This is a genomic window from Pseudomonas sp. BCA17 (assembly GCF_004519405.1).
In the GTDB taxonomy this organism is placed as follows: domain Bacteria; phylum Pseudomonadota; class Gammaproteobacteria; order Pseudomonadales; family Pseudomonadaceae; genus Aquipseudomonas.
Genome location: NZ_SGWI01000007.1, coordinates 152751 through 165782, shown reverse-complemented (window position 1 = coordinate 165782; position 13032 = coordinate 152751). Strand labels below are relative to the sequence as shown.

Here is a 13032-nt window from a genome sequence, read left to right as displayed (position 1 = left end):
AGTTACGCGTCAAGGCGGCGCCCTGACGGATGAAATTAAATTTAAGAAAGCCCCGTAGAACGGGGCTTTGCGGGGAACCGAGGGTTAACGCACCAGGTGCAGGAACTGCAGGTGCCGCTCGTATTGGTCGAGGATGTCGTTGATGATCTGCTCCTTGGTGTAGCCGACCAGATCGTAGTCCTGGCTGCCCTCACTCAAGTGCACTTCCGCCCGATAATAGCGACGGTTGTTGATCTCTTTCTTGCCCATGCCACCCCGGGCAAACGACGGCGTGAAGTAGCCGCGCATCTGCACCTGGTAAACAAACGGGCGCTCCTCACCATGACCGATTTCCAGGCTGACATTGTCATTGGCCGGGTCCGGCTGCGTGACCACGTTCAAACCCTTCTCGGCAAATACCGCGCTCACTTCTTCGATGGCCGGACGCACGGTGGAGTCGAGGAAGCGGTACACCTCATCTCGCGACGGGAAGTGCACCGCCTGGCTCAAGCGCTGGCGCCAACCGCCACGGCCTTTGCGCGCAGCGGATACCGGCGCCAGCGAATGCAGCTGGGCGATCTGCTTCTGCGACTCCAGGTAAAAGGCCTTGTGCAGCCCCCACATCATCAGCAGCAGGATCAGCGAGAACGGCAACGAGGTCAGCACCACCGCCGACTTGAGCGAGTCGATACTGCCGGCAAACAGCAACGCACTGGTGACCAGCGCAGTCATCGCGCCCCAAAACACCCGCAGCCATTTCGGCCCGTCTTCATCGGCGCTGCCGCCCTTTGAAGACAAGGTCGACAAGACCACGGTGCCGGAGTCGGCCGAGGTCACGAAGAACACAAAGCTGATAAACACCGTGACCGCGATGACGGTTTTGCTCCACGGGTAGGTTTCCAGCAGCAGATACAGGCTCATCGACGGCTCATCAATGGCCGACTGACCGAGCGCCGCCATACCGTGGTTGAGCACTTGGTCGATAGCGCTGTTGCCGAAGATCGACATCCACGCCAGGGTGAAACCCAACGGGATCAGCAGCACACCGAACACAAACTCACGGATGGTGCGGCCACGGGAAATCCGCGCGATAAACAGACCCACGAACGGCGACCATGCAATCCACCAGGCCCAGTAGAACACCGTCCAACCACCCAGCCAGTCGCTGGGCTTGTCGTAGGCGTACACATCGAAACTCTTGGTCGGCAACGCGCCGAGATAGTCACCGACGTTCTGGATCAGGGTGTTGAGCAAGTGCTGGGTAGGCCCGGCGAACAACACGAACAGCAACAAGGCACAGGCCAGCAGCATGTTGATGTCGGACATCACCCGCACGCCCTTGTCCACACCTGCCACGGCGACGATGATCGCGGCGCCCATCATCAGGGTGATCAGGCCGACCTGAATCCATTGGGTGTGGGCAATGCCGAACAGGTAGTCCAGGCCGGAGTTGAGGTGCAGCACCCCGAAGCCCATGTCGGCGCCCAGGCCGAACACCGTGGCAATGATGCCGAAGCCATCCACCGCGTAGCCGATGGGGCCGTTGATGCGCTTGCCGATCAGCGGGTACAGCGCCGAGCGCAGCGCCAGCGGCAGGTTATGCCGATAGGCGAAATACGCCAGGGCCATGCCGACAAAGGCGAACACACCCCAGCCGTGCAGGCCCCAGTGCAGAAACAGAATCTGCATGGCCTGGCGCGCGGCATCCGCGTTCATCGGCGCGCCTTGGGGCGGTTGCACGAGGTGCGTCAGCGGTTCCGACACGCAGAAGAAAAACAGCGTGATGCTGATCCCGGCGGCGAACAGCATGCCGGCCCAGGACAGGTAGCTGAACTCGGGCTCGTCGTGGTCGGCACCGAGTTTTATCTTGCCGTAGCCCGATAGCGCGGTGACCACCACGAAGACCAGATACAGCGTCATCGCCAGCATGTAGTACCAGCCGACCGTGTTGGCCGCCCAGTTTTGCGCCGCCAGCAGCCAGGCTCCAGCCTGTTGCGGGATAGCGATGACAGTGATGCCAAATAGCAGGATTGCGGTTGCGGCAAAATAGAAAACGGGCGCATTCATGCGCACCAGGCCGCTGGATGGGGTGGACGATGCACTCATGAACGATGCACCCCGAGAGTATCGGCTGTGATTGGAAATAACGGACTCAGCAAAGGTAAGCCTCCTGTTGTGAGCGGGCAGCGAACCACCGGGTTTAACTTGAACGAACGTTCAAGTTAAACATGGATAGGCGGTTCTGGACTAATCCCGGGGCTGAATGGTAGGTAATTCCTACGCTAGCTCAAGGAGTTGTATGACGGGTGGGGAGGGGAAATCGTTCGGTGCAGTGCGTTCAAAAATGTGGGAGGGGCTTGCCCCCACCCACATTGGATGTGCGCAATTTTTTATTTTTGCGCTCCATCATCATGCTGCAAGTTCGCCTGCGTGATATTCGCCCCAGCCGGCACGCTGCGGGTCAGCCACACATTGCCGCCAATGGTAGACCCCTTGCCGATGGTGATGCGTCCAAGGATCGTCGCTCCGGCATAGATCACCACATCGTCCTCGACAATCGGATGACGCGGATGGCCCTTCTGCAATTGCCCATCCTCATCCGCCGGGAAGCGCTTGGCACCCAGCGTCACGGCCTGGTAGATGCGCACACGCTCGCCGATGATTGCGGTTTCGCCGATCACCACACCGGTGCCATGGTCGATAAAGAAACTCGGACCGATCTGCGCGCCGGGGTGGATATCGATGCCAGTGGCCGAGTGGGCGATCTCTGCACTGATCCGCGCCAACAGCGGCAGGCCGGCGCGGTACAAATGGTGCGCCAGACGGTGGTGAATCACCGCCAGGATGCCGGGGTAGCACAGCAGCACTTCGTCCACACTGCGTGCGGCCGGATCGCCGTGGTAAGCGGCCAGCACATCGGTGTCCAACAGGCTGCGCAGGGATGGCAAGGCCAGGGCGAAATCCTGGATCAGCCGGATAGCCAGGGCGTCGACTTCGCTGTCATTCCTGCCGCCCTGGCGCGCGGCATAGCGCAGCTCCAGGCGGGCCTGGGCGAGCAGCGCGTTGAGCGCAACGTCCAAGGTATGGCCGACGTAAAAGTCTTCACTTTCCTCACGCAGATCCACCGGCCCCAGGCGCATGGGAAACAGCGCCCCACACAGTGATTCGAGGATCTGCGCCACCGCTTCACGGGAGGGTAATTCGCGGCCGCCATGCTCGCCGCTCAAGCGACCATTGCGCGTACGCCACTGGTCCCGGGCGCTGCGCAGTTGGCTGACGATGGTCTGCAATTGCCAATGACTGGAACGCTCACTCACGGTATTCACTCCTGACGTAATGGCGCTCACTTTACGGTATGCACCCTGGCCGCTCTTAAGAACCAATGGTGTGATACTAAGAACCATACGGCATAAGCGATTGGCGGTTGCCCGATGAAATGTGCCTGCCTATAGTCGCCCCATCACTTAGCAACCGTGCGTAGCCATGATCAAACAACAGCTCGACCGCTTTAACCGTCTGGAACTGCTGGGCGGCGCCACCGCCCTGGAAAAACTCGAGCGGCTGTCGGCCTGGCTGGGCAGGGATATCTACGTCAAACGCGACGACACCACGCCTCTGGCCATGGGCGGCAACAAGCTGCGCAAACTCGAGTACCTGGCAGCCGATGCCATCGCCCAGGGCGCCGACACCCTGGTGACCGCCGGCGCCATCCAGTCCAACCACGTACGCCAGACTGCTGCGCTGGCCGCCAAGCTCGGCCTGGGCTGCGTCGCGCTGCTGGAGAACCCCACTGGCACCGAAGACCCCAATTACCTGGGCAACGGCAACCGCCTGTTGCTGGACCTGTTCGACGCCAAGGTCGAACTGGTGGAAAACCTCGACCACGTCGACGAACAGCTCAACGCCCTCGCCGACCGCTTGCGCAGCAACGGCAAGAAACCGTACCTGGTGCCCATCGGCGGCTCCAATGCCCTCGGTGCCCTGGGCTATGTGCGCGCCGGGCTGGAGTTGGCCGCGCAGATCGAAGACAGCGGGATCGAATTTGCCGCCGTGGTGCTGGCGTCCGGCAGTGCGGGAACCCACAGTGGTCTCGCCCTGGCCTTGAGCGAAGTGCTGCCGAACCTGCCGGTGATTGGCGTCACGGTGTCCCGCACCGACGAAGCCCAGCGTCCGAAAGTGCAGGGCCTGGCCGAGCGCACCGCTGAGTTGCTGGGTGTGGATGTTCCCGAAGCCTTCAAAGTGATCCTATGGGACGAATACTTCAGCCCGCGCTACGGCGAACCGAACGCCGGCACGTTGTCTGCGGTCAAGTTACTGGCGAGCCAGGAAGGCCTGCTGCTGGACCCGGTCTACACTGGCAAGGCCATGGCCGGCCTGCTGGACGGCATCGGGCGTCAGCGCTTTGAAGACGGCCCGATCATTTTTCTGCATACCGGTGGGGCGCCGGCGTTGTTTGCCTACGACTCTGTCTTCTGATTCACGCCTACCCCTGCAGGAGCGAGCTTGCTCGCGAAGAACCAACAGACGCCGCCGCTCACCCCAATTCACCCAGTGATCGTTGACGTTTTTCGCGAGCAAGCTCGCTCCTACAGACTCTCTTTTATTCAATAAAGAAATAAGCAGGATAATTTATATTATTTTCAAGTCTTAAAAACCGGCTTTATAGTCGCGCCGTAGGCGAAGACGCGCTACGCGCTTTAAGGCAGGATACGACTACTGCGTCACCTGCTTCGCTCAACATAAAAACACAGGGGCTCTTCATGACTATTTCTGTATTCCGTCGCACGTTGTTGGTTGGCACTTTGGGCCTGGCACTCGGAGCTGGCCTGATGGGCCAAGCTATCGCAGGTGAACAGCTGGACAGCATCAAGAAGGCTGGCGAGATCAAGATCGGCCTGGAAGGCACCTACCCACCGTTCAGCTTTGTCGATGAAAACGGCAAGCTCAGTGGCTTCGAAGTCGAGCTGTCCGAAGCGCTGGCCAAGGAGCTGGGTGTGAAGGTCAAGCTGCAGGCCACGCCGTGGGACGGCATCCTCGCCGCCCTGGAGTCCAAGCGCCTCGATGCCGTGGTCAACCAAGTGACCATCTCCGAAGAGCGCAAGAAGAAGTACGACTTCTCCAAGCCGTATACCGTCTCCGGTATCCAGGCGCTGACCCTGAAGAAAAACGTCGACACCATCAAGACCGCCGACGACCTGGCCGGCAAGAAAGTCGGTGTGGGCCTGGGTACCAACTACGAACAATGGCTCAAGGACAACCAACCCAAAGCCATTATCAAGACCTACAACGATGACCCCACCAAGTTCCAGGACCTGCGCATCGGCCGTACCGACGTCATCCTGATCGACCGCCTGGCCGCCCTCGAATACGCCAAGAAAGCCACGGACACCGCCGCTGCCGGCGCTGCCTTCTCGCGTCAGGAAGCCGGTATTGCCCTGCGCAAAGGCGAGCCTGAATTGCTCGACGCGGTGAACAAGGCCCTCGACAAGCTGCGCGCCGACGGCACCTTGAAAAAGCTGTCCGAGAAGTACTTCAACGCTGACGTCACTGAATAATGGAAGCAGGCTTCCAACTCGCGCTGGACTCCGCGCCCTTTCTGCTCAAGGGCGCGTACTACACGGTGATTCTCAGCCTCGGCGGGATGTTTTTCGGCTTGCTGCTGGGCTTCGGCCTGGCCTTGATGCGCCTGTCGCGCTTCAAGCTGTTGAGCTGGATTGCACGGATCTATGTGTCGTTCTTTCGCGGCACGCCCTTGCTGGTGCAATTGTTCCTGATCTACTACGGCTTGCCGCAAGTGGGCATCGAGCTGGACCCGATCCCCGCGGCGCTGATCGGCTTTTCGCTGAACATGGCCGCGTATGCCTGTGAAATCCTGCGTGCCGCCATTGCCTCCATCGAGCGCGGCCAATGGGAAGCAGCCGCCAGCATCGGCATGACCCGCGCGCAGACCCTGCGCCGGGCCATCCTGCCGCAGGCCATGCGCACAGCGTTGCCGCCGTTGGGCAACAGCTTTATTTCGCTGGTCAAGGACACCGCGCTGGCCGCCACCATCCAGGTGCCAGAGCTGTTTCGCCAGGCACAACTGGTGTCGGCGCGCACCTTCGAAATTTTCACCATGTACCTGTCCGCAGCCCTGATCTACTGGATACTGGCAAGCATCCTGGCGCATTTTCAAAATCGCCTGGAAGACCGGGTCAACCGGCACGACCTGGAGTCTTGAAGCATGATCATGGTTGAAAAACTGACCAAACAATTCAACGGTCAGGTGGTGCTCAACGGTATCGACCTTGAGGTCAAGGAAGGCGAAGTCGTCGCCATCATCGGCCCCAGCGGTTCCGGCAAGACCACCTTCCTGCGCTGCCTGAATTTCCTCGAAGAACCCACCAGCGGCCGCATCAAGGTGGGTGATATCGAGATCGACGGCAGCAAACCGCTCAACCAGCAACAGGGCCTGGTGCGACGTTTGCGCCAGCACGTGGGTTTTGTGTTCCAGAACTTCAACCTGTTCCCCCACCGCACCGCACTGGAAAACGTCATCGAAGGGCCGATAGTGGTCAAGAAGATGCCACGCGAAGCCGCGACCGAGTTGGGTCGCAAGCTGTTGGCCAGGGTTGGCTTGGCGGGCAAGGAAGCGTCGTACCCCAGGCGTTTGTCCGGTGGTCAGCAACAGCGTGTGGCGATTGCCCGGGCGCTGGCCATGGAGCCGGAGGTGATCCTGTTCGATGAGCCCACCTCGGCCCTCGACCCGGAACTGGTAGGCGAAGTACTGGCGACCATCCGCAGCCTCGCCGAAGAAAACCGCACCATGGTGATCGTCACCCACGAGATGAGTTTTGCCCGGGACGTGGCCAACCGAGTGATCTTCTTCGACAAGGGTGTGATCGTGGAGCAGGGTGAAGCCAAGGCGCTGTTTGCCAACCCCAGGGAAGAACGGACCAAACAGTTCTTGAGCAAATTCCTCGCACACTGACAGCCTTGCAGTGTGGCGAGGGCGCTTGCTCCCGCTGGGCTGCGTAGCGGCCCCGAAATCCAGGGAGCGCTTCGCACTCCAGCGGTAGCAGGCTCCCTCGCCACAGTCCTACAAAAAATCCTCATTCCAATCGGTAAAGCGCCCCGCGCCGGCGTGCTTAAAACCCCCTGCCCAGTCAGCCCTTTCTGAATCTGCTCCAACCCGCCGTTTAGCCTTGTGCCGCCATTGACGCCTCCTGGCCAACCCTCTTATCTAGCCCCCAGAGGATTGGATCCTATCCCGGCTATTCACTGAATCGTTTCTTTCGGCACCCTGCGCGCAACCGCGCAACCGCTGCTGGAACGATTGCTGCTGGCTGCATCAAGGAGATTACTTATGACGCGCACTGCAACCCCGGCCATGCTCACCGCTCCGACCCTGCCCCAGGCGCAACGGCATGGCATCAATGCCCTCGCCGCCGCCCAATTGCAGGTGGACATCGCGCCCTACCCCGGGATGGAGGAAGGCGACCTGATCGAGTTGTTCTGGAACAACTGCTTTACCGCCTCACGGCGGATAACTGCCTGCAAGGTCGGTACGCCGACACACCTGCGTGTCCCGGAAAGCTTTGTGCTGGATGGCCAGGCCCAGGTTCATTACCAAGTCATGCAAGTCGGCTACGGCCCGGCCCGCTCCGCAGTAACGCACGTACGGGTGAAGACCAACTACCCGGGCGGCCTGCCTTCGGTGCTGTTCAGCGACGAAAACCAGAACCTTGCCCCCGTCGGACTGCCCGATACCATCCGCCGCCATGGGGTCAACCCGAGCCAGGTTCGGCGCGGCATCCCGCTGACCATCGAGCCCTACCTGAACATGGCCAGCGGCGACGCCATTACCCTGCGCTGGGGCGATGTGCGGATGGACCTGCCGAAAATCCAGGCCAAGGGCATCGGGGTGGCGGTGCAGGTGTGGGTGCCCTCGACAATGATCCTCGAAGCCGGCGACGACATCCGCCTGGACGTGACCTACTGCATTCTCGATTGCGTCGGCAATAATTCACGCTGGGCACCGAGCCGCACCTTGAACATCGCCGCCTGTGCGCCACAGGCGCCGGCCCGCCCGGCCAGGGCTGCGTCGATCTATCAACCGCGTCACCCCGGCTCACCCTGCGAGCCGGGGTGACAGCCCTTCTATGCATATTCCTAAAAGTTAGTTTATTAAAAAAATAAACACGCTTAGGGTATATGCACCGGACCACCGGACATCTCTGATTTTTCTGGTTTTATTTCATTGAATGCGAGGTCGGTATGGTCAGAATTACCCCGGTGCATAACGCCAGGGCATTACGTGCAGCCAAGGAGCGGCGCTGATGTCTAATTTGGCTCTAACACCCCCCCAGAGTGATCTGGACGTAGCCCCACTGTTGTTGCCGGCCACCGTGCTGCGCAGCGACGCCCAGGCGCTGGAGGCGGCACACGAGCTGGCCCAGGCCGCGCGCCTGCAGGCGGCCAAGCGCGACCGCCAACGCCAGTTGCCGTGGGCACAGATCGAACAGTTCACCCGCAGTGGGCTGGGCAGCATTTCCATTCCCCGTGAATACGGCGGCCCGCAGGTGTCATTCGTGACCCTGGCCGAAGTGTTCGCGATCATCAGCGCGGCGGACCCGGCCCTCGGGCAGATCCCGCAAAATCACTTCGGCATCCTGTACCTGTTGCAGGGCAGCGCCACCGAGCGCCAGAAGAAACACCTGTTCCAGAGCGTGCTCGACGGCTGGCGCATCGGTAATGGCGGCCCGGAACGCGGCACCAAAAATACCCTGGAGCTCAAGTCCCGCCTCACCGCCGAGGGCGATGGCTACGTCGTCAGCGGGCAGAAGTTCTATTCCACCGGTGCGTTATTCGCCCATTGGGTGGCAATCAAGGCGTTGAACGATGACGGCAAGCAAGTCATGGCGTTTGTGCGCCGTGGCACCGAAGGGCTGCGCATCGTTGATGACTGGTCGGGCTTCGGCCAACGCACCACCGCCAGCGGCACTGTGCTGCTGGACCGCGTGCCGGTGGACGCAGAACTGGTGGTCGATAACTGGCGCATCGGTGAAACCCCGAATATCCAGGGCGCGGTTTCACAGTTGATCCAGGCCGCCATCGACGCCGGCATAGCCCGGGGTGCGCTCGATGACACCATCGCCTTCGTGCGTGAACGTTCACGCCCGTGGATCGACGCCAAGGTCGAACGCGCCAGCGATGACCTGTATGTGATCGCCGATATCGGCAAGCTGAAAATCGAACTGCACGCCGCCGAAGCCCTGCTACGCAAGGCCGGCAAGGTGCTGGACGAAGTCAGTGCCGCGCCGATCACCGCACAGTCCGCCGCCAGGGCCTCGATTGCCGTGGCCGAGGCGAAAGTGCTGACCACCGAAGTGTCGCTGCAGGTCAGCGAAAAGCTCTTCGAGCTCGCCGGCAGCCGCGCCACCCTCGCCGAATTCAACCTCGACCGCCATTGGCGCAATGCCCGGGTGCACACCCTGCATGACCCGGTGCGCTGGAAGTATCACGCCATCGGTGCCTATCGCTTGAACGGTACGTTGCCTGCTCGTCACTCCTGGATTTAACCGACCAGAACACTTTTTCCACGAGCTTCTGGAGAACACACATGACTCTCTCTACAAACGTCGCGGTTATTACCAGCGATGAACAAGCGCTCATTGTCGCCAGCGACCTGGCCGAAGACTTTCGCCGCGACAGCGCCCAGCGTGACCGTGAACGCCGCCTACCCTTGCCCGAGCTGGAGGTGTTTTCCCGCTCCGGCCTGTGGGGCATCAGCGTACCCAAGGCATACGGCGGCGCGGGCGTGTCCAACGTCACCCTGGCCAAGGTCATCGCGCTGATAGCCCAAGCGGATGCCTCCCTGGGCCAGATTCCGCAGAACCATTTCTATGCGTTGGAAGTACTGCGCGTCAACGGCAGCCCGGCGCAGCAAAAACGCTTGTATGCCGAGGTGCTGGCCGGCCAGCGCTTTGGCAATGCCCTGGCGGAACTGGGCACCAAAACTGCCCACGATCGCGTGACGGCCCTCACCCGCGACGGCGATGGTTGGCGCATCACTGGTCGCAAGTTCTACTCGACCGGTGCGATCTACGCCCAGCGCATTCCCACCTCGGTGGTGGATGAACACGGCGTGCAGCAACTGGCCTTTGTTCCTCGCGACAGCGAAGGCCTGAGCGTGATCGACGACTGGAGTGGCTTCGGCCAACGCACCACCGGCAGCGGCTCGGTGGTGTTCGATAACGTGTGGGTCGCGGCGCACGATGTGGTCCCGTTCCAGAGCGCCTTCGAACGCCCGACTACCGTCGGCCCGCTCGCGCAGATTCTGCATGCAGCCATCGACACCGGCATCGCCCGCGCCGCCTTCGAAGATGCGTTGCACTTTGTGCGCACCAAGACCCGGCCATGGATCGATGCCGGCAACGACAAGGCCAGCGAAGACCCACTGACCCTGAAAAGCTTCGGCCACCTGAGCGCTCGTTTGCATGCCGCCGAGGCGCTGCTGGAGCGCTCGGGAGAGTTTCTCGACCGCGCCCAGGCCCAGAGCAATGCCGAGACCGTTGCCGCCGCCTCCATCGCCGTCGCCGAAGTGCGTGCCTTGAGCACCGAGATTTCCCTGGCCGCCGGCAGCACCCTGTTCGAACTGGCCGGCAGCCAGGCCACACTGGCCGAGCACGGCCTCGACCGTCACTGGCGCAACGCCCGCGTGCACACCCTGCACGACCCGGTGCGCTGGAAGTACCACGCAGTGGGCAATTACTACCTCAATGATGAAAACCCGCCACTGCGGGGGACGATCTGATGCCCGCTCTTGAGAAAGTGAAAAAGAAAATCCTGCTCAATGCCTTCAACATGAACTGCATCGGGCACATCAACCATGGCCTGTGGACTCATCCACGAGACACCTCGACCCAGTACAAAACCATCGAGTACTGGACCGAACTGGCCAAGACCCTGGAGCGCGGCCTGTTCGACGGTCTGTTCATCGCCGACATCGTCGGCGTGTACGACGTCTACCAGAACTCCATCGATGTGCCGCTCAAAGAGTCGATTCAGCTGCCGGTCAACGACCCATTGTTACTGGTGTCGGCCATGGCCGCCGTGACCCGCAATCTCGGCTTCGGCCTCACCGCCAACCTGACCTACGAGCCGCCCTATCTGTTCGCCCGACGCATGTCCACCCTCGATCACCTGAGCCGTGGCCGAGTGGGCTGGAACATCGTCACCGGCTACCTCGACAGCGCCGCCAGGGCCATGGGCCTCACCGAGCAACCCGAGCATGACCGGCGCTACGACCAGGCCGACGAGTACCTGGAGGTGCTCTACAAGCTCTGGGAAGGCAGTTGGGAAGATGATGCGGTGCTCAACGACCCGCAGACGCGGGTGTATGCCCAGCCGAACAAAGTGCACAAGGTCGAGCACCACGGCGAGTTCTATCAGGTAGAGGGTTATCACCTGTGCGAACCCTCGCCGCAGCGCACGCCGGTGCTGTTCCAGGCAGGCAGTTCCGAGCGCGGTTTGCTGTTCGCCGGGCGTCATGCCGAATGTGTGTTCATCAGCGGGCAGAACAAGCCGGCGACCAAAGCCCAGGTGGACAAGGTGCGCGCCAGCGCGGTCGAGGCCGGCCGTAACCCGGATGACATCAAGGTCTTCATGGGCCTCAACGTGATCGTTGGCGCCACCGAAGAGCTGGCCTGGGCCAAGCATGCCGAATACCTGAGCTACGCCAGTGCGGAAGCCGGCGTGGCGCACTTCTCGGCCTCCACGGCGATTGATTTTGCCCAATATGAACTGGACGAACCGATCCAGTACGTGAAGAGCAACGCGATCCAGTCGGCGACCAAGAACCTGCAGAACAACGATTGGACCCGGCGCAAATTGCTGGAGCAGCACGCCCTCGGCGGGCGCTACATCACCTTGGTCGGCTCGCCGGAACAGGTCGCTGATGAGCTGGAATCCTGGATCAGCGAAACCGGGCTGGATGGTTTCAACCTGACGCGGATCGTGACGCCGGAAAGCTATGTGGATTTCATTGATCTGGTGGTGCCGGAGCTGCAAAAGCGCGGGTCGTACAAGACTGAATATGAGAACGGCACGCTGCGTGAAAAAGTCTTCCACGCCGGAGCTCACCTACCCGAACAACACACCGGTTCCACCTACCGCCACTGAACGAAAAATGCGCGAGGGGCAAGCCGCCTCTCACCTTGGATCTCGACTGTTTGCATCAATCACTTATGACTGGAAAGACCATGAAAAAAACACTGCTCACCCACCCAGTCAAAGTACTGGCCCTGGCCCTCGGTTTGTTCAGCTCAGCGGTGTTCGCCGCCGACGCGCCACTCAAGATCGGCACTACCGCCGCGTTCGCGATTCCCCTGGAAGCTGCCGTGGCCGAGGCCGGCAAGCAAGGCCTGAATGTCGAACTGGTGGAGTTCACCGACTGGATCGCGCCCAACGTCAGCCTGGCGGCCGGTGATATCGACGTGAATTACTTCCAGCACATCCCGTTCCTGGAAAACGCCAAGGCCGCCGCTGGCTTTGACCTGGTGCCGTATGCGCCGGGCATCATCAACAACATCGGCCTGTACTCGAAGAAGTACAAAAGCCTGAATGACCTGCCCCAGGGCGCCAGCGTGGCCATCGCCAACGACCCGATCAACAGCGGGCGGGGCCTGCAGTTGCTGGCCAAGGCCGGGTTGATCACCCTCAAGCCGGGCGTGGGCTACAAGGCCACCGAAGAAGACATCATCGCCAACCCGAAAAAGATCAAGATCCTGCAAGTGGAAGCCGTGCAACTGGTGCGCGCCTATGACGACGCCGACCTGGTGCAGGGCTACCCGGCGTATATCCGCCTGTCCAAGACCTTCGATGCCGAATCGGCATTGCTGTTCGACGGCCTCGACCACCCCGAATACGTGATCCAGTTCGTGATCCAGCCGAAAAGCAAAACCGACCCGCGGGTGATCAAATTCGTCGATATCTACCAACACTCGCCGGTAGTCCGCGCCGCCTTGGATAAATCCCTCGGCAAGCTCTATCAAGTCGGCTGGGAAGGCTGAA

Annotated in this window: 11 protein-coding genes; 9 read left to right on the top strand and 2 right to left on the bottom strand. The window is 61.1% G+C overall.

Annotation, left to right across the window (positions count from 1 at the left end; genetic code table 11):
- Window positions 1–84 precede the first annotated feature (84 nt).
- Both betT and epsC read right to left on the bottom strand, forming a co-directional pair.
- Complete coding sequence (gene betT, locus EXW71_RS23460) at window positions 85–2046, bottom strand: choline transporter BetT (RefSeq protein WP_167659669.1); 1962 nt, start codon at window positions 2044–2046, stop codon at window positions 85–87.
- A 323-nt stretch (window positions 2047–2369) separates the two neighbouring features.
- Window positions 2370–3296 (bottom strand): serine O-acetyltransferase EpsC, encoded by a 927-nt coding sequence (gene epsC, locus EXW71_RS23455; protein ID WP_123717064.1) that lies wholly within the window; start codon window positions 3294–3296, stop codon window positions 2370–2372.
- A 166-nt stretch (window positions 3297–3462) separates the two neighbouring features.
- Here epsC and EXW71_RS23450 point away from each other — a divergent pair, with 166 nt between their 5' ends.
- From EXW71_RS23450 to EXW71_RS23410, 9 genes are all read left to right on the top strand, one after another.
- Window positions 3463–4455, top strand: coding sequence for a D-cysteine desulfhydrase (locus tag EXW71_RS23450; RefSeq protein WP_134660360.1), 993 nt, complete (start codon window positions 3463–3465; stop codon window positions 4453–4455).
- A gap of 284 nt (window positions 4456–4739) precedes the next feature.
- The gene (tcyJ, locus tag EXW71_RS23445) at window positions 4740–5534 is read left to right on the top strand and encodes a cystine ABC transporter substrate-binding protein (protein ID WP_123717062.1); all 795 of its coding nucleotides are present in this window, start codon (window positions 4740–4742) and stop codon (window positions 5532–5534) included.
- Complete coding sequence (gene tcyL, locus EXW71_RS23440) at window positions 5534–6199, top strand: cystine ABC transporter permease (protein ID WP_123717061.1); 666 nt, start codon at window positions 5534–5536, stop codon at window positions 6197–6199. The genes tcyJ and tcyL overlap by 1 nt, the downstream gene beginning before the upstream one ends.
- A gap of 3 nt (window positions 6200–6202) precedes the next feature.
- The gene (gene tcyN / locus EXW71_RS23435) at window positions 6203–6949 is read left to right on the top strand and encodes an L-cystine ABC transporter ATP-binding protein TcyN (protein WP_134660359.1); all 747 of its coding nucleotides are present in this window, start codon (window positions 6203–6205) and stop codon (window positions 6947–6949) included.
- Between the two features lie 375 nt (window positions 6950–7324).
- Entirely contained in the window at window positions 7325–8110 is a 786-nt protein-coding gene (locus EXW71_RS23430) for a hypothetical protein (RefSeq protein WP_134660358.1), read from the top strand.
- A gap of 187 nt (window positions 8111–8297) precedes the next feature.
- Window positions 8298–9539 carry an SfnB family sulfur acquisition oxidoreductase gene (locus EXW71_RS23425; protein WP_134660357.1) on the top strand — a complete coding sequence of 414 codons (1242 nt, stop codon included), beginning with the start codon at window positions 8298–8300 and terminating at the stop codon, window positions 9537–9539.
- A 41-nt stretch (window positions 9540–9580) separates the two neighbouring features.
- Window positions 9581–10774: an SfnB family sulfur acquisition oxidoreductase gene (locus EXW71_RS23420; RefSeq protein WP_123717057.1), complete on the top strand. Its 1194-nt coding sequence runs from the start codon at window positions 9581–9583 to the stop codon at window positions 10772–10774.
- The gene (locus tag EXW71_RS23415) at window positions 10774–12141 is read left to right on the top strand and encodes an LLM class flavin-dependent oxidoreductase (RefSeq protein ID WP_134660356.1); all 1368 of its coding nucleotides are present in this window, start codon (window positions 10774–10776) and stop codon (window positions 12139–12141) included. Before EXW71_RS23420 ends, EXW71_RS23415 begins: the two co-directional genes overlap by 1 nt.
- Window positions 12142–12221: 80 nt before the next feature.
- Window positions 12222–13031 carry a MetQ/NlpA family ABC transporter substrate-binding protein gene (locus EXW71_RS23410; protein ID WP_134660355.1) on the top strand — a complete coding sequence of 270 codons (810 nt, stop codon included), beginning with the start codon at window positions 12222–12224 and terminating at the stop codon, window positions 13029–13031.
- Window position 13032: the final 1 nt, after the last annotated feature.